This window comes from Bradyrhizobium tropiciagri, from assembly GCF_018130505.1.
Classification (GTDB): domain Bacteria; phylum Pseudomonadota; class Alphaproteobacteria; order Rhizobiales; family Xanthobacteraceae; genus Bradyrhizobium; species Bradyrhizobium tropiciagri_B.
Map to the genome: position 1 here is coordinate 455822 of NZ_JAFCKH010000004.1, position 16286 is coordinate 472107.

Annotated in this window: 15 protein-coding genes; 8 read left to right on the forward strand and 7 right to left on the reverse strand. The window is 66.5% G+C overall.

Features of this window, described 5'->3' with window-relative positions; translation table 11 throughout:
• The first annotated feature begins 54 nt into the window (after nt 1–54).
• The 6 genes from pbpC to JQ633_RS13000 all read left to right on the forward strand — a co-directional run bounded on the left by pbpC (nt 55) and on the right by JQ633_RS13000 (nt 7544).
• On the forward strand, nt 55–2106 hold the full coding sequence (gene pbpC, locus JQ633_RS12975) for a penicillin-binding protein 1C (protein WP_249159294.1): 2052 nt from the start codon (nt 55–57) through the stop codon (nt 2104–2106).
• Nucleotides 2107–2167: 61 nt separating this feature from the next.
• A complete protein-coding gene (locus JQ633_RS12980; RefSeq protein ID WP_433995649.1) occupies nt 2168–3913 on the forward strand; it encodes an ArnT family glycosyltransferase in 1746 nt (581 codons plus the stop codon).
• A gap of 1 nt (nt 3914) precedes the next feature.
• A complete protein-coding gene (locus tag JQ633_RS12985; protein ID WP_211985403.1) occupies nt 3915–4760 on the forward strand; it encodes a phosphatase PAP2 family protein in 846 nt (281 codons plus the stop codon).
• A 58-nt stretch (nt 4761–4818) separates the two neighbouring features.
• A complete protein-coding gene (locus tag JQ633_RS12990) occupies nt 4819–5619 on the forward strand; it encodes a glycosyltransferase family 2 protein (RefSeq protein WP_211985404.1) in 801 nt (266 codons plus the stop codon).
• Nucleotides 5620–5646: 27 nt separating this feature from the next.
• Nucleotides 5647–5985, forward strand: coding sequence for a lipid-A-disaccharide synthase N-terminal domain-containing protein (locus tag JQ633_RS12995; RefSeq protein WP_211985405.1), 339 nt, complete (start codon nt 5647–5649; stop codon nt 5983–5985).
• Nucleotides 5986–6218: 233 nt separating this feature from the next.
• A complete protein-coding gene (locus JQ633_RS13000; RefSeq protein ID WP_211985406.1) occupies nt 6219–7544 on the forward strand; it encodes a hypothetical protein in 1326 nt (441 codons plus the stop codon).
• Here JQ633_RS13000 and JQ633_RS13005 read toward each other — a convergent pair.
• The 3 genes from JQ633_RS13005 to JQ633_RS13015 form a co-directional block, all read right to left on the reverse strand.
• Entirely contained in the window at nt 7541–7897 is a 357-nt protein-coding gene (locus JQ633_RS13005; RefSeq protein WP_211985407.1) for a hypothetical protein, read from the reverse strand. The genes JQ633_RS13000 and JQ633_RS13005 overlap by 4 nt on opposite strands.
• Nucleotides 7898–7925: 28 nt before the next feature.
• Nucleotides 7926–8471, reverse strand: coding sequence for a DUF3990 domain-containing protein (locus JQ633_RS13010; protein ID WP_211985408.1), 546 nt, complete (start codon nt 8469–8471; stop codon nt 7926–7928).
• Nucleotides 8472–8568: 97 nt separating this feature from the next.
• Nucleotides 8569–10254 carry a Na/Pi cotransporter family protein gene (locus JQ633_RS13015; protein ID WP_211985409.1) on the reverse strand — a complete coding sequence of 562 codons (1686 nt, stop codon included), beginning with the start codon at nt 10252–10254 and terminating at the stop codon, nt 8569–8571.
• 230 nt (nt 10255–10484) lie between these two features.
• Here JQ633_RS13015 and JQ633_RS35520 point away from each other — a divergent pair, with 230 nt between their 5' ends.
• Nucleotides 10485–10730, forward strand: coding sequence for a PilZ domain-containing protein (locus tag JQ633_RS35520; RefSeq protein ID WP_211985557.1), 246 nt, complete (start codon nt 10485–10487; stop codon nt 10728–10730).
• Nucleotides 10731–10879: 149 nt separating this feature from the next.
• Entirely contained in the window at nt 10880–11698 is an 819-nt protein-coding gene (locus JQ633_RS13025; protein WP_211985410.1) for a tetratricopeptide repeat protein, read from the forward strand.
• A gap of 244 nt (nt 11699–11942) precedes the next feature.
• On the opposite strand, the gene JQ633_RS13030 is transcribed toward JQ633_RS13025, so the two are convergent.
• The 4 genes from JQ633_RS13030 to cpaB are packed head-to-tail and all read right to left on the reverse strand — an operon-like array spanning nt 11943 to nt 16239.
• A complete protein-coding gene (locus JQ633_RS13030; protein ID WP_211985411.1) occupies nt 11943–13202 on the reverse strand; it encodes an AAA family ATPase in 1260 nt (419 codons plus the stop codon).
• A complete protein-coding gene (locus JQ633_RS13035) occupies nt 13199–13921 on the reverse strand; it encodes a CpaD family pilus assembly protein (protein ID WP_211985412.1) in 723 nt (240 codons plus the stop codon). Before JQ633_RS13035 ends, JQ633_RS13030 begins: the two co-directional genes overlap by 4 nt.
• Nucleotides 13922–13949: 28 nt before the next feature.
• Nucleotides 13950–15398, reverse strand: a complete 1449-nt coding sequence (locus tag JQ633_RS13040) for a type II and III secretion system protein family protein (protein WP_249159295.1) — start codon at nt 15396–15398, stop codon at nt 13950–13952.
• 37 nt (nt 15399–15435) lie between these two features.
• Nucleotides 15436–16239 carry a Flp pilus assembly protein CpaB gene (gene cpaB, locus JQ633_RS13045; RefSeq protein WP_211985414.1) on the reverse strand — a complete coding sequence of 268 codons (804 nt, stop codon included), beginning with the start codon at nt 16237–16239 and terminating at the stop codon, nt 15436–15438.
• Nucleotides 16240–16286 lie beyond the last annotated feature (47 nt).

Consider the following 16286-nt stretch of genomic DNA (forward strand, 5'->3'; position numbering starts at 1 on the left):
ACGACGACGATAGCGCCGGCGCGCAGATCGCGCTGGCAATGGACCAAGGTGGCGATGGCAGCTTGTGCCGTCGCCACGATCGCTGTCAGCTCCGTCTTCGCCGCCTGGGTCGTCTCGCTCGGGCCATTGCCACTCGATCAGGCCAGGCAAGTCTCGACCACCGTGGTCGACCGCAACGGCAAACTGCTGCGCGCCTATGCGATGGCCGATGGCCGCTGGCGGCTGCCGGCCGATGCCAAGACCTCGGTCGATCCGACCTACCTGAAGCTCCTGTTCGCCTATGAGGACAAGCGCTTCTACGACCATCACGGCGTCGATCCGCTGGCGCTGGCACGCGCCGCGTTCCAGCTCGGCACGCGCGGCCATATCATCTCGGGCGGTTCGACCATCACCATGCAGCTGGCGCGGCTGATGGAGCCGCGGCACCAGCGCTCGGTCTACGCCAAGCTGCGGCAGATGGTGCGCGCGGTCGAGCTCGAACACGAACTCTCGAAGGAGCAGATCCTCGATCTCTATCTCGCGTTGGCGCCGTTCGGCGGCAATCTCGAAGGCGTCCGCGCTGCCTCGATCGCCTATTTCGGCAAGGAGCCGAAGCGGCTGTCGCTCGCGGAAGCCGCGCTGCTGGTGGCGCTGCCGCAATCGCCGGAGCGGCGGCGGCTCGACCGCTATCCCGAAGCCGCGCACATCGCGCGCGACCGCGTGCTCGACCGCATGGTCGAGGACGGCGTGGTCTCGCAGGACGACGCCGCGCAGGCCAAGGCGACGGCGGTGCCGAAGATGCGCAAGCAGATCCCGATCCTGGCGCCGCATTCCGCCGATCAGGCGGTGGCGACGATCAAGGACACGCCGGTCATCCAGCTGACGCTGGACGCCACGCTGCAGAGGAACCTCGAGGCGCTGGCGCATGACCGCGCGATCGCGCTGGGGCCCGACGTTTCGGTCGCGATTATCGCCGTCGACAATGAGAGCGGCGACGTGCTGGCGCGGGTCGGCTCGCCGGATTATTTCGACGAGCGGCGGGCCGGGCAGGTCGACATGACTCGCGCGGTGCGCTCGCCGGGCTCGACCTTGAAGCCGTTCATCTATGGCCTCGCCTTCGAGGACGGCTTCGTGCATCCGGACAGCCTGATCGAGGATCGCCCCATCAGGTTCGGCTCTTACGCGCCGGAAAATTTCGACATGACGTTCCAGGGCACGGTGCCGGTGCGCAAGGCGCTGCAACTGTCGCTGAATGTGCCGGCGATCGCGCTCCTGGATCGCGTCGGCGCCAGCCGGCTGTCGTCGCGGCTGAAGCAGGCCGGCACCAGCCTCGTGCTGCCGAAGGACGAGACGCCGGGCCTTGCGATGGGCCTCGGCGGCGTCGGCGTGACGCTGCAGGACCTCACCCAGCTCTATGTCGGCTTGCCGCGGCTCGGCGCCACCAAACCGCTGCGCGAGATCGTGCGCGCCAGCGACGAGCGCGAGACGATGCGGCTGATGGATCAGGCCGCGGCGTGGCAGGTCGGCAATGTCCTGCTCGGCACGCCGCCGCCGGAGAACGGCGTGCACAACAAGATCGCGTTCAAGACCGGCACCAGCTACGGCTATCGCGACGCCTGGTCGGTCGGCTTCGACGGCCGCTTCACGATCGGCGTCTGGGTCGGCCGCCCGGACGGTGCGCCGGTGCCGGGCCTGGTCGGCCGCGTCGCGGCGGCGCCGATCCTGTTCGATGCCTTCGCGCGCACCGGCAAGATCCCGGCGGCGTTGCCGAAGCCGCCGAAGGGCGTGCTGGTCGCCAGCAACGCAAAACTGCCGCCGCCGCTGCGCCGGTTCCGGCCGCTCGGCGAACTGGTCCGCTCCGGCAGCGACCAGGCCCCACACATCCAGTTCCCGCTGAACGGCTCGCGCATCGACGTCGATCATTCCGAGGGCGGCCGCTATGCGGCGATGCCGGTGAAGGTCGCCGGCGGCGTGCTGCCGCTGACGGTATTGGTGAACGGTGTCTCAGCCGGGGACATCGACGGCCGCCGCCAGCGCCTGATCGATCCGCCCGGACCGGGCTTCGCGCGCCTCACCGTGATCGACGCCACTGGCGCCGCGGACACAGTTGTGATCCGCGTGCAATGATGGCGCGGGAAAGCGGAACAGCACCATTGTTTGCGCTGCGGTTTCATCGTATGCGAAACCCATGGTGGATGGCCTCCAACCCCGGCGCTTCGGAGCGGGGCAACAGTCTGTAAAACCTGCGCATTCCAGCCGCAGGCTGTTCATGGCGTTCGAGTTCGCAACGGCCAGCCAGTGGCGCTCGATCCTGTTCCTGACTCTGACCTGTCTGGTCCTGTACCTGCCGGGCTTCTTCACGATCCCGCCGATCGACCGCGACGAGGTTCGCTTCGCCCAAGCGACCAAGCAGATGGTCGAAAGCGGCGATTTCGTCGACATCCGCTTCCAGGACGACGTCCGCTACAAGAAGCCGGTCGGCATCTATTGGATGCAGGCGGCGGCGCTGAAGACCATCTCCGCGCTCGGGGTTCCGCGCGCCCAGGTCCGCATTTGGGTCTACCGGCTGCCGTCGCTGCTCGGCGCCATCGGCGCGGTGCTCTTGACCTACTGGACGGCGCTTGCCTTCGTGACACGACAGGGCGCGGTGCTGGCGGCCCTGATGATGGCGAGTTGCGTGCTGCTCGGGGTCGAGGCGCGTCTGGCCAAGACCGACGCTATGCTTCTTCTATCAGTCACCGCGGCGATGGGCGCGATGGCGCGAGTCTATCTATCGTGGCAACGCGGCGAGGATCCGGCGCATCCGTCATGGCTGCCGCCCGCGGTGTTCTGGACCGCACTCGCCGTCGGCATCCTGCTCAAGGGGCCGCTGATCCTGATGTTCGTCGGCCTCGCAATGGCCGTGCTGGCGTTCTTCGACAAATCGGCGGCCTGGTTCTGGCGCATGCGTCCGGTCTGGGGCCTGATGTGGACGCTGGTGCTGGTGCTGCCGTGGTTCGTGCTGATCTTCCTGCGCGCCGGCGAGACCTTCTTTGCTGACTCGGTCGGCGGCGACATGCTGAGCAAGCTCGGCGCCCAGGAATCCCACGGCGCGCCGCCCGGGCTCTATCTGCTGCTGTTCTGGATCACGTTCTGGCCCGGCGCGCCGCTGGCCGGCATGGCGGCGCCGGCGATCTGGCGGGCGCGGCGCGAGCCCGGGGCCCAGTTCCTGCTGGCCTGGCTGATCCCGTCCTGGATCGTGTTCGAGGCGGTACTGACAAAGCTGCCGCATTACGTGCTGCCGCTCTATCCGGCGATCGCGATCCTGACCATCGGTGCGTTGGAACGCCGGGTGCTGTCGCGCAATTCATGGCTGGTGCGCGGCGCCGCGTGGTGGTTCGCGCTGCCGGCAATCGCCGCGGTGCTGGTGATCGTCGGCGCGATCAAGGCGATCCATCAGCCGGTGTTCCCGGCCTGGCCGCTGTTCGCCTTCGCGATGATATTCGGCCTGATCGCATGGTGGCTGTTCGAGGACAGCCGCGCCGAGCGCTCGCTGCTCAACGCCGTCATCGCCGCCGCGCTGCTCGCAGGCGGCACCTATGGCGTGGTGCTGCCGCGGCTCACCACGATGTTCCCGAGCCAGGAGGTGGCGCGCGCGCTGCGCAGCGTGACCTGCGTCGGCCCGAAAGCTGCGGCCGCCGGCTTTCATGAGCCGAGCCTCGTGTTCATGACCGATACCTCGACCCTGCTCACCGACGGATCGGGTGCCGCCGATTTCCTCGCGCATGGCAGCTGCCGTTTCGCGCTGGTCGAGCAGCGGTCGGAGCGATCCTTCGTGCAGCGTGCCGAGGCGATCGGGCTGCGCTACAATGCGCCGGTGCGGGTCGAGGGCTACAACATCTCGCAGGGCAAGGCAGTTTCGATCGCGATCTTCCGCAGCGAAGGGACGGAGTGACATGCCGGCGCCGCCAGCAGTCCCGGACTCCGCCAATTATTTGGGACGATTGCTGACGCTGGTCTGGCTGTCGCTGGCGCAGCTCGTGCGCGCGCCGTCGCACTCGCGCCGGGCTGAGGCGGCGCGGCGCTCGGCGCGCCACGTGCTTCTGCTCATGGTGATCCTGGGCGCCGCCATCATCACGCTGATGTACGCCCTCGACGTTGCCGAAATCAGCATGATGCCGCCGCGGGACACACCAGGCCTGTGGTGGGTGAAGAAGGTGACCAATTTCGGCAAGGACGAGTACGTGCTGTCGGTGCTCGGCGGGTTGCTGATCGCGGTCGCACTTGCGGCGCCGGCGCTGCGCGGCACCTCGCGCATGGCACTGCTCGGCCTCGGAATCCGGCTGCAATATCTGTTTCTGTCGGTCGCGCTGTCGGTGACCGCGGGTGAACTCTTGAAGTGGATCGTCGGCCGCGGCCGTCCGTTCGTCGGCGGCAAGGCCAATGCGTTCAACTTCCAGCACTTCAACGGCACCGAGGCCTATTCGAGCCTGCCGTCCGGGCACGCGATCACCGCATTCGCGCTGGCGTTTGCCGTCTCGGCGGTGTGGCCGCGGCTGCGGATTGCGATGCTGGTCTATGCGTTGATCATCGCAGCGACGCGGCTGGTGCTGCTGGCGCATCATCCGAGCGATGTGGTGGCCGGCGCGCTGGTCGGCGTGATCGGCGCGATGGCCGTGCGCTACTGGTTTGCGGCCCGCCGCCTTGGTTTCGCCATCCGGCAGGATGGCACCGTCATGGCGCTCTCCGGGCCGCCGGAAGGGCACCTCAAAAGGGTTGCGAGGACCGCCTTCGCCCCATAAAAGCGGTCGCCCGGCGGCCGGATCGGGCGGGTTCCCGCCGCGCCCCCTTTAACCAACCATGAGTGTCGATTTGTCTGCTTCCGACCCAACGCCGGTCGCCGTTTCCATCGTTGTGCCCGTGCGCAACGAGGCGGACAATATCGCGCCGCTGATCGCCGAGATCGCGGCGGCGCTCGACAGCCGTTGGGCCTATGAGATCATCTACGTCAACGACGGCTCGACCGACGCCACCGCCGACCGGCTCGCAGCTATAATGGCGCGGTTGCCCAATCTCCGGCAGCTCCGGCACGCCGTGTCGACCGGCCAGTCGGCGGCGGTGCGCAGCGGCGTGCGCGCCGCGCGCGGCGCGATCGTGGCGACGCTCGACGGTGACGGCCAGAATAATCCGGCGTTCCTGCCGAACCTGATATCCGCGGTGGAAAGCGGCAACGGCCGCGTCGGCCTCGCCGCCGGCCAGCGGGTCGGGCGCAAGGATACCGGTTTCAAGAAGATGCAGTCGCGCATCGCCAATGCGGTGCGCGGCGTGATCCTGCGCGACGGCACCCGCGACACCGGTTGCGGATTGAAGGCGTTTCCGCGCGAGGTCTTCCTGTCGATGCCCTATTTCGACGGGCTGCATCGTTTCCTGCCCGCGCTGGTCCGCCGCGAGGGTTTTGAGATCGCCTATGTCGACGTCATCGACCGCCCGCGTCATGCCGGCGTGTCGAACTACGGCTTCTTCGACCGGCTCTGGATCGGAATCATGGATCTCGCCGGCGTGTGGTGGCTGATCCGCCGCAAGAAGCCGACGCCGGTCGCCACTGAAGTGGCCGACGTCCCTGAAGTGACTGACGTCACTCAAGTGCCGCGCGTCGGCTGAAGTGCCTGATGTGACCAAGGTGAATTGATGCTGATTCAATACGGGCAGGCGCTGAGCGCCTATCTCTACGAGGTGTTCGTCGCCAAGTTCGATTTCTGGCTGGCGTTCGGCCTGATCGCGCAATTGTTCTTCACCGCGCGCTTCCTGGTGCAGTGGATCTCGAGCGAACGCGCCGGCCAGAGCGTGGTGCCGATGGCGTTCTGGTTCTTTTCGATGGGCGGCGGCCTGATGACGCTGATCTATGGTTTCGCCAAGCGCGAGCCGGTGATCATCGTCGGGCAGGGCCTCGCCACCCTGATCTACATCCGCAATATCATGCTGATCGTGAAGAACCGCGGCAGCGCGTCGAAGACGCTCGATCGCTGAGGCCCTCATGCCGGCGCATCGTGCGACGGCGTACCGGCGAGAAAGACTTTAGGGCCGGGCGTGCCATGCGGATGGACAACCTGAAGTTGGGTCGATTATAGTCGTTTGTCGCAGCGGTTGGGGCGGGCGGCATGACGAACCATTTGACGCGTAGATATTCGGAAGCACCACGCAACGCCGCGACGCATATTTTGCCGTTTTGCCAACGAGCTGCGTGCGTATTCGCAGTTTGCTTGACGACGCTGCCTGTTGCCCTCGCTCAACAGCCGACCCCATCGCCGCAAGGCGCGGGGCCCGCGACGCCCAGCATCGCGACCCCCACGCCGACGCCAACACCGTCTGCGACCCCGACTCCGATCGTCTCCACCGTCCCGCCCGCCGTCACCGTCACCATGACGCCGTCTGCGGGGAAATCGTTCGATCAGCTGATGGTCGAGGCGCTGCCGGGCGCGATCACAGGGCTCGTGGCCGCCATCATCGGCACGCTGCTGGCGTGGACAATCGGGCTTAGATTGTCCGCGGGCTGGGACATGCGCAAGAAGCGCGCGGAATTCGACCAGGCGCTGGTCCAGGAATTCAACAAGGTGGTCGCCGAATTCAAGGCGGTCGGCCGCGAACGCGAGATCCTGAACGCCCGCGTCGCCGGCACGCAAAACCCGTCCGCGGACCAGCAAAAGGCCGTCGACGAAATACGGCGCGATCTCATCAAGCGGGCTGTCGCCGCGGAAAGCGCGCTCGAGACGATCTTCCTCCGGCTGCTTTCGGAAATGGACTCCTGGCTGGCTGCGCACGGCGGATCGCAAGCTCAGCGGGAGGCGGCCCGGGAGCGGCAGCTGCGGCTGATGGGCCTGTTCCGCGTCGCGTTCCGCAACCTGAGGGAAGCGGTGGCCGCCGCGGAGTCGAGGGCTCCTGCGTTCGGCGATCCGGAACTATGGCTGTTCAACCGGCTGGCTGCCGAACTGTCCGGTCTCATCTATGAGCAAGCGACCACACCGTCGCTTCCTCCATTCTGGAAACCGTGGGAAATCACATCCACCCTCGCCAGACCGGACCCGGCGGCGTATTTGCGGTTGATCGCATATCGCACCGCGGACCTTCGCGCCGCCGCCGCATCGATCATGCCGGATCTCGCGCTGTTCAACTCCCGGCGCAGCGAAGCCAGACGTGTCTGGCGCAAGGACAACATTGCAAGATTGTTCGTCGCCGACAGCATCAAGCTGCTGGACCGGACGACCGACGCGATCGAAGACACCGTTACGCTCGCGATTCAATTTATCGAGCAAGCACCCGGTCGCGACCCTGAGATCGCGACGCGTGCCAGCGGCGTGTTCGCGCCTCGGCAAAATCTCAAATACTTCATGAGCATTTCCGACGCGCCGCCGCGGATCGTGCTGGCGAAGCCAGATGGCACGCAACACACCTTCACCGAGCTCGATGTGCTTCCGGCCGATTTGCCGTACATGCCGGGAGCGTCGAATATGGGGGCGGCCATTTTGACGTGGCAGCAAAGCGCGGCGATGATTGGTGCCATCGATGCGATCGCGACGAGGCCGCTCTAGGGCTTGTCTTCCGGGCGGCTTATGTTGAGATCGTCGTTGCCGGGTGGCTTCGGCAAGTTCTTTATCTTGAGATAGCGCTGCTTCTCGTCCGGCGTAATCGGCTTGCCCCGGCGCCCCATCAGGTCGGCCGCCACCTCGAACGGATCAGCATGATAGAATGCAGTTTGAGTATCGGGCGACGCCGCGTTCACGTCCTTGCGAAGGTCATCCGCAGCGGAGGGTTTTGAATCGAACACCTCTCTCAAAATGCGTTTCACTTGTTCCCAGTACTCGTTCTTGAAGTCTTCGGGCAGAGCGTCGCCGCGCTCGAGTATTTTGTATTCGCCTTCGGCTGATTTCGTGTTCTCGATCATGAGACCTCCTCGAGCCAATCGCCCGCGATCAGAACTTGCCGCCGTTGGCGGGCGAGCCCTTCGAATGGACAACCGGAGTTTTCAGGCCTCGCACCGCCCGCTGTGTGTGAAAGCTGAACTGATCGCAGTCCTGGATCACGAGACGCTGTGGCCAGATCGTCACGGGTCCGCAGACCACATCATAGCACACATTGTGGGGAACCGATCGCTGATGCGGAGCAAAGCCGTTACGGCAATCGTCCACGAGGTCCCAAAAATCGTTGATCGGCCGCACGAATGCCAGCATATCCAGCGAGGCCAGCCAATCCCGGCTCAGCTTGAACTCCAGCACTATTGCGCACGGCGCGGGTCCAGTGGGAGCGAGCATACGAAGGAGGCGAGCGTTTGCCCATTGCTGGGCCTGGTGAATGGAGGTGGTGCAGTAGAAGCCCTGTCCGAAATCCGTAAAGCTGCGGCAAAGGGCGAGGTTGACCGCCAGAGGCAAGGGTGAACCCGGGCCGTGAAGCTGTGCGCCGACTGCGAGATCATCGGTCCCGTGGTACAGGACGACATCCTTGTTTCCCCAAGCCGGCATTGTCCGAGCCCCTGCGCTGTCTCTTGTTCATAGCGCGCGGCGTGTAACGTGTCTATGACGGCAACCACAGGGTGTTTCGGGTCGTTGGCTCCAGTTTTTATGATCCACCCGCTGCCGGCGCCGGAAGTTCCGCGGCCGCGGCAGCTTCCCGGATGGCCGCCAGATCGCCTGTAGCGTCGAGCACGGGATAGGCCACCGAGCAGATATGCGAGTGGATGCGGCGGAGGTCGCGCAGCACATCGAGATGCAGCGAGGTGGTCTCGATGGTCTCGGAACGACCCTCGCGCAGCCGCTCGAGGTGGCGCTCGGTCGCGGCCAACTCGGCGCTGCGCAGCGCCGCCTTCTCGGCCAGCAGCTTGCGCGCCTCGCCGGCTTCGCCGGACATGAACACGCCGAATGCCATCCGCAGCGAAGCGATGGTCCGCTTGTGGAAGGCGGACAATTCCTCGGCGCCTTCGTGGGAGAATTCCAGGCGCCGCTTGATCTTCTTGTTCGCGAGCTCGCTCAGATTCTTGTCGATGATGTCGCCGACATGCTCGAGGTTGATCGCGAAGGCGACGATCTCCATGGCGCGCCGGCCTTCGCGCTCGTCGAGGCTGCCGCGGGTGAGCTTGATCACATAGAGCTTGATCGCCTCGTTGAGGCTGTCGACGGTGTTGTCCATCCGCGACACCTGGTCGACCAGCGCGCGGTCGTTGGTCATCATCGCCGCCATCACCTTGCGCAGCATGGCCTCGACATGATCGCCCATGTAGAGCACCTCGCGCGCGGCATCGGCGAGCGCCAGCGACGGCGTCTCCAGCGCGGCCTCGTCGAGATAGCGCGGCCGGGACGGATCGGTCTCCTGCGCGCGCCGCGGCAGCACCCGCTCGAGCAGGCGCGCCATGGCGTCGAGCACGCCGATGAACAGCAGCGCGGTCGCGACGTTGAAGGCGATATGGAACAGGGCCGTCGCCTTGGCGAGGTCGGGCTGCCAGGCGTAGAGCTGCTCGGTGATCGGGCGCAGGAACGGCGCCACCAACAGCACGCCGACGACGCGGTTGACGAGGTTGCCGACCGGCAGGCGGTAGCTCGCCGGATTGTCGCGGCGCGTGCCCTCCATCAGCGGATTGATGGCGCTGCCGAGATTGGCGCCGAGCACCAGCGCGAACGCCGCATAGGGCGAGATGAACTGCGAATAGGCCAGCGACATCACCAGCAGCACGCTGGCGACGCTGGAATGCACCAGCCAGGTGACGACCGCGCCGATGAAGATGCACAGCACGGGATCGCCGGTGATCGCGTTCAGGAAGACGCGCACGCCGGGCGCGTTCTCGGCCGGGGCCATGGTGTCGAGCAGGATGTGCAGCGCCAGCAGCATCAGGCCGAGGCCGATCGAGACGCGGCCGAGATCCTTGACCTTCGAGCGCGGCCCGCTGCGGAATGCGACCAGGCCGACGATGAACAGCACCGGCGCGACCGCCGCGACGTTGAACGACAGCACCTGCACGATCAGGGTGGTGCCGACATTGGCGCCGAGCATGATCGCCAGCGCCGGCACCAGGCTGACGAGCCCTTCGGCGGCAAAGGAGGAGGTCAGCAGGGCGGTCGCGGTCGAGCTCTGGAGCAGGGCGGTCAGGCCGAGACCGGCGGCAAAGGCGCTGAACCGGTTGCTCAGTGCCCTCGCCAGCACGAGCCGCAGGTCGGGCCCGAACGCGCGCAGAATTCCGCTGTGGACCATGTGCAGGCCCCACAGCAGGAGCGCGACGCCCCCCATCAGATCGAGCAGAACGATACTTCCCATGCTTGCTTTGCTTTCCAGCCCAATTCGAGTCGAAGGGGGCGAACTTATTGCCAATCGACCGCCGATCAACCCCTATTTGTTCTCATGGAACCTGGCTGTGGAGGGCGGGTGCGGTAAACGAACCTGCAAGACAACCGCTCAATTGCGCGACGTTCCGCTAGGCAGTTTCCAATCTTTCCCCGCTATCAAGGATGGACGTCAATTTGTCCAGCAAGGGCTTGGGGATCAGGATGTTTGTGAATCGCCGCAAGAGCGAACGTCGGGTGTGCCGGAGTGTTGCCAAGATTCAGATCGGAACGGGCTCGCTTCCGCGGGATTGCATGATCACCGATATCTCGTCCGGCGGTGTCAAGGTAATCGCCGAATATCTCGAGATTCCCCCGGAATTTACCATCATCTTCTCGAGCGGCAGTCCCCGTCAGTGCCGCCTGGCCTGGCGCATCGGGCACGAGTTCGGCGCCCAGTTCGTCGATTGATCCCGAGATAGTGGCGGGCTCGACCGGCTTTGCCGCGGGCCCTGCGGAATGTCCGCCGTTGGTATGACGGCGGCATGGCGCCAGCCTTAACCCGACCTTAGGGTTAAACTGTGAGCATCCCGGAACCTTCGCTGTTCCGAGTCCCGTTGATGCTTCAGAAATCATTCCGAGCGCCTGGCCGCGTGAGCCGTCTTGCGGGCACGGTATCTGCCGCGATCCTGCTGATCGGGCTGTCGGCCTGCCAGACCTCGGGTCCAGACATCACTGGGTCGCTGGGCGAGCCGGCGGAGACCGCGCAGGCCTCGGCGGACCCACGGCGAGATATCGAGAGCTACCACGAGCGCGTCCGCGCCAACCCCAAGGACGCCGACGCCGCGCTGAAATACGCCCGGGCGCTCCGCGCCACCGGCCAGCGCGCGCAGGCGGTCGCGGTGCTCGAGCAGGCGGTGCTGGCCCAGCCCGGCAACAAGGCGCTGCTGGCCGGCTACGGCCGCGCGCTCGCCGACAACGGCAATTTCCAGCAGGCCTTCGACGTGCTCGGCCGCGCGCATACGCCCGAAGATCCGGACTGGCGCATCCTGTCGGCGCAGGGCGCCGTGCTCGACCAGATGGATCGCCACGAGGAGGCCCGTCAGTACTATTCCAGCGCGCTGAAGATCGTGCCGGACGAGCCGTCGGTGCTGTCCAATCTCGGCCTGTCCTATCTGCTCGCCAAGGACCTGCCGATGGCCGAGGAGACGCTGCGGCGGGCCCAGAAGCGCGCGCCCGGCGATGCGCGGGTGCGCACCAACCTTGCCATGGTGGTGGGCCTGCAAGGCCGCCAGTCCGAGGCCGAGACCATCGTGAAGGCGGACCTGCCGCCGGACCAGGGCGCCGCCAATGTCACGGCGCTGAAGCGCCTATTGGCGCGCAAGGAAGCGAGCCGCGACGCCGACAAGATTCCGGTCGCGTCGAGCCGCCGCGACTGACGTCATCCGCTTTTTCGATTTTGGCAACATCTCCCCGCGCGTCGTCCCGGCGAAGGCCGGGACCAATAACCACAGGGTCACGTTGTTGAAACGAACTGTGGCCCCAGCATTGCGCCAACAATAACCTTCGGTGGTTATGGGTCCCGGCCTTCGCCGGGACGACGCCGAGGATGGTGTCTCGCACAGGCCGGGCTTAGTCCCGTCGTCGCAGACGATTCAACAGCACTCAGGATGCCGGCGATGCCTATCCGGCGGCCCTGCGGCGCGGCTGCAATTTCCTGAGGATCGGCGACAGGAACGATTCGCGCTGCTCGGCGAGATCGGGACGGCCGGTCAGGCGCTGCGCGATCTGCAGGAAGGTCCGGCTGGTGCGGTGACGCGCGGACACTTCGGCGATCATCTGGCCGTTGTTGGCGGCCTCGCCGAACAGCCGGCAGTCGAACGGAATGGTTGCGATCGGCTGGCTCTCGATGGTCTTGGCGAATTCCTTGACCTCGATCTCCGGGCGCTTCGGCATGCCGACCTGGTTCAGGCAGTACAGCGGCGGCCGGTCGTTGGGTCGCGCGGACTTCAGCGTGTTCAGCATGTTCTTGGCGTTGCGCAGGTTGGCGAGGTCGGGCTCGGCGACGATCAGGATGTCGTCGGCGCCGATCAGCGTGCGCTTGGTCCAGGCGCTCCATTGATGCGGGACGTCGAGCACGATGCAGGACGTGGTCATGCGCATGGTGTCGAAGATGGCGTCGAACGCATCGGCGCCGAAATCATAGACCTGATCGAGCGTGGCGGGCGCCGCCAGCAGGCTGAGATGGTCGCTGCATTTGGCGAGCAGGCGTTCCATATAGGCGGTGTCCGGCCGCTCCGGCGAGAACACCGCGTTGGCAATGCCCTGCACGGGGTCCTGGTTGTAGTCGAGGCCGGCGGTGCCGAAGGCGAGGTCGAGGTCGATCACGACGGAATCGAGCGCGAGGTCGCGCGCGATCGTCCAGGCGACGTTGTGGGCGACGCTGGAAGCGCCGACGCCGCCCTTGGCGCCGGTGACGGCGATGATGCGTCCGACCGAAGCCTCGTCGGAAGCCGAGAACAGGCTGCAGATCGTGCGCACGATGTCGAGCACCTTGAAGGGCCCGACGACGTAGTCGTTGACGCCGCGGCGCACCAGTTCGCGATAGGGCGCGACATCGCCGGCGCTGCCGAGCACGACGACGCGGGTGCCGGGATCGCAGACGGTCGCGAGTTCGTCGAGACCGGCCAGGAAGTCCTGGTCGGGCTCGGTCTCCAGCATGATGACGTTGGGCGTCGGCGCCTTGTGGTAGGCGTCGATCGCCGCGACGATGCCGCCCATGTGGACCGAGAGATGGGCCTTGGCGAGCCGGCGGTCCTCGGCGGCGGCGCGCGCCGAGGTCGCGGTCGCGACGGTGGCGCAGAACGCCTGCACGGAGATTCGCGGCGCCGGCGCGATGTAGTCGTCGGCGTGCGAGGGCTCGTCTTGCTGTGGGGCGGTCATTTCGCGGCGTCGCTCAGCTTGGCTTTGTCGGTTTCCGGATAGGTGGTCGTGGTCGGCTCGCCCTTGCGGTAGCGGTCGAACGCCACGGTGCGGCGCGGCGTGTAGGCCGCGGTCTCGGTGCGCGGCTGCTCGAGGTCGGACGGATTGACGACCATCGCGGCGAGGTTGCGCTGGGTGGCGCAGCCGAAATTGTCGAACTGCTTGTTCTCGTTGTAGTTGGGATTGTAGATCGACGGCCCGAGATCGGCCGGCCACAGCCCGCACGGGCCGGCGACCGCCGCCATCTTCGGATAGCTGAGACGGATGGTGGCGAGCGCGCGCGGATCGTCGCTCGGGTAGGCCCGCTTGGTGATGGCATGCGCGGGCACGCCCATCGATGTGAGCAGGCCGCGGATCTCCTGATAGACCGCCTGCGCGGAACGTGCGTTCGGCGTGTCGACGGGAACGTCGATCGCGATCGCGCCGGTGCCTTCGCGGCGCCAGCTGCGGGCGAGACCCATCACGTCGTCGCGTTGCGTCTCGGTCAGGTTGCCGCGGCTGCGGCCGACGAACACGACGATCGACTGCTCGCCCTCGGTGATCGCGATCGGATGGCGCTGGCGGTAATTGTCCGGCGGCAGCGTGCCGGTCGTGACGTCGCCAGTCAGGTTGCAGCCGCCGAGCGCGATCGCCGCGGCGAGGAGGGCGCCGGCACCGGCCGTTCTTGTGGTGCGTGTCATCGTTCGATCCCCCAGGCTGAGCGCGACGTCAGTCGATGATGAAGCCGAAATTGGCCGGCGTGGCCCCGACCGGTTCGGCGCGGGCGGCGATGCCGTAGATGCGATTGATGCGGCCGAGCAGCGCCGACTGGGCGTCGGAGGCCGGCGCAAACCCGTCATCGGGACGCGACAGCTCCTTCTGCGCGACCGCGCGCACCACATAGGGCGTCACGATGACCATCAGCTCGGTCTCGTTGTTGACGAAGTCCTGGCTGCGGAACAGCTGGCCGAGCACCGGGATCTGATCGACGCCGGGCATGCCGTTGATCGCCTGCTTGGTCTGCTGCTGGATCAGGCCGGCCATCGCGACCGAGCCGCCGGACGGAACTTCCAGCGTGGTGTCGGCGCGGCGGGTCTTGATCGAGGGGATCGTGGTGCCGCCGGCGCCGCCGGTCAGTGCGTTCTCGGTCGAGACCTCAGACACTTCCGTCATCACCTTCAGGCTGATGCGTCCTTCGGACAGCACCACCGGCGTGAAGTTGAGCGAGATGCCGAATTTCTTGAAGCTGACGGTCTGCACGCAATTGCCGATCGTGCCGGTGCTCGAGGTCTGGCAGGTCACGCCGGTCGGGATCGGAAACTCGCCGCCCGACACGAAGGTCGCGGACTCGCCGGAGATCGCGGTGAGATTGGGCTCGGCCAGCGTGCGCACCACGCCGGCGCTCTCCATCGCGCGCAAGGTCGCGGTCACCGACGCCTGGCCCAGCTTGTTGATCGCCGCACCGGTCAGCTGGTTGGCGACCAGCGGGCCGCTGTTCGCGGTGAACGGGTTGCTGTTGTTGAAGACCACGGCGGCGGTGCCGAAGTTCATGCTGGCGCTGAGATCGACGCCGAGCTGCTTGATGACGTCGCGCCGCACCTCGGCGACGGTGACCTTGAGCATCACCTGGTCGCGGCCGCGCACCACGATCGAGTTGACGACCTTGTCGGCGCTGCCGACCAGCTTGGCGGCGACGTCGCCGGCCTGCTGGGCCTCGACCGGGCTCGCCACCGTACCGGTCAGCACCACGCTGTCGCCGACGCCCTCGATGTTGACGCCCGGCAGCATCTGCTTCAGCGCCGCGCGCATGCCGTTGAGGTCGCGCTTGATCGCGATGTCGTAGGAGCCGACCTGCTGGCCGTCGGCATCGAAGAACACGACGTTGGTCTGGCCGACCGCAGCACCAATGATGTAGGCGCGCTGCGCCGAGCGGATCACGGCGTTGGCGATCTTGGGATCGGCGACGAGGACGTCCTTGGCTTCGCGCGGCAGGTCGACCACGACGGACTTGCCGACGCCGAGCGAGAGGAAGCGGGTCTTGACCGGCAGCCCGCCGGTCACCGCGACATCGGCATTCTTGTCGGTGTCGGCGGCGATCGCCGGCGCCAGCATCGGCAGCGCCAGCAGCACGGCGACGGCCGTGAAGGGCAGGGCGCGGACCAGCGCGGTCCGCTTCATGTATTGTTTGGCACCGGATGTCATGTCGAAGTCCCCATCACTTCTGTGTCGTCTGAGAGCTGGGCACGCCGTAGCGCACCACCCTGATGCTCTCGCCCCGCTTCGGGGCATGGTCGCTGTTCGAGGTCTCGTCCGGCTTCTCGTTGACGTCGACGATGCTGCGCAGCGCGAGCGTGACGACGCCGCCCTGCCGGGCGCGCGCGAGCGTCTCGGCCTGCTCGGGCTTGAGCTCGAGCGTCACGGTCTTGCCGACCAGCGAGTTGCTGCCGTCCTTCTCCTTCGGCGCCTGGTCGATCGCGAGCACGCGGACGTTGGACAGCAGGACTTCGGTGGAGACGACGTCGGCGCCAACCTTGTCGGGATTCTTCTCGCGCCTGGAGAAGATCACGTCGACGCGGTCGCCGGGCAGGATGAAGCCGCCGGCGCCGGTCTCCGGCGAAATTTCGGTGGAGATCGCGCGCATGCCGGAGGGCAGGATCGCGGCCATGAAGCCGCTGCCATTGGCCTTCACCAGCTTCTGCTCGCGGATCGGTTCGCCGACGATGAAGGGGAAGCGCGCGATCGAGCCGATCACGTCCTTCATCGCATCGGGATTGGTGTCGTGGCGCAGGAACGCGGTGCTGGCGGTCTCGGCCGGCCAGCGCTGCCATTGCAGATCTTCTTGTTTGACCGCCTGGCCGAGGCCGATATCGGTCTTGGCCACCAGCACCTCGGCCGTCGGCAACTGGACGACCGGCGGCGCGACGGCCACCGGTTTCTGTTCGCCAATGCTCGCGAGGTAGGTGGCCGCGAGGCCTGCGACGCCGGCAATGGCGAGGACCACGATGCGTGCCGTCTTCATGCGACTGACTGAATGCCCTTACACCGGGCAGTCGCGACCTTGCGGCA

Excerpts from the sequence above, each read along its gene's own strand:
- pbpC (WP_249159294.1), top strand. The coding sequence starts at position 55 with ATGGCAGCTTGTGCCGTCGCCACGATCGCTGTCAGCTCCGTCTTCGCC.
- JQ633_RS12980 (WP_433995649.1), top strand. The coding sequence starts at position 2,168 with ATGGTGGATGGCCTCCAACCCCGGCGCTTCGGAGCGGGGCAACAGTCT.
- JQ633_RS12985 (WP_211985403.1), top strand. The coding sequence starts at position 3,915 with ATGCCGGCGCCGCCAGCAGTCCCGGACTCCGCCAATTATTTGGGACGA.
- JQ633_RS12990 (WP_211985404.1), top strand. The coding sequence starts at position 4,819 with ATGAGTGTCGATTTGTCTGCTTCCGACCCAACGCCGGTCGCCGTTTCC.
- JQ633_RS12995 (WP_211985405.1), top strand. The coding sequence starts at position 5,647 with ATGCTGATTCAATACGGGCAGGCGCTGAGCGCCTATCTCTACGAGGTG.
- JQ633_RS13005 (WP_211985407.1), bottom strand. The coding sequence starts at position 7,897 with ATGATCGAGAACACGAAATCAGCCGAAGGCGAATACAAAATACTCGAG.
- JQ633_RS13010 (WP_211985408.1), bottom strand. The coding sequence starts at position 8,471 with ATGCCGGCTTGGGGAAACAAGGATGTCGTCCTGTACCACGGGACCGAT.
- JQ633_RS13015 (WP_211985409.1), bottom strand. The coding sequence starts at position 10,254 with ATGGGAAGTATCGTTCTGCTCGATCTGATGGGGGGCGTCGCGCTCCTG.
- JQ633_RS35520 (WP_211985557.1), top strand. The coding sequence starts at position 10,485 with ATGTTTGTGAATCGCCGCAAGAGCGAACGTCGGGTGTGCCGGAGTGTT.
- JQ633_RS13025 (WP_211985410.1), top strand. The coding sequence starts at position 10,880 with ATGCTTCAGAAATCATTCCGAGCGCCTGGCCGCGTGAGCCGTCTTGCG.
- JQ633_RS13030 (WP_211985411.1), bottom strand. The coding sequence starts at position 13,202 with ATGACCGCCCCACAGCAAGACGAGCCCTCGCACGCCGACGACTACATC.
- JQ633_RS13035 (WP_211985412.1), bottom strand. The coding sequence starts at position 13,921 with ATGACACGCACCACAAGAACGGCCGGTGCCGGCGCCCTCCTCGCCGCG.
- JQ633_RS13040 (WP_249159295.1), bottom strand. The coding sequence starts at position 15,398 with ATGAAGCGGACCGCGCTGGTCCGCGCCCTGCCCTTCACGGCCGTCGCC.
- cpaB (WP_211985414.1), bottom strand. The coding sequence starts at position 16,239 with ATGAAGACGGCACGCATCGTGGTCCTCGCCATTGCCGGCGTCGCAGGC.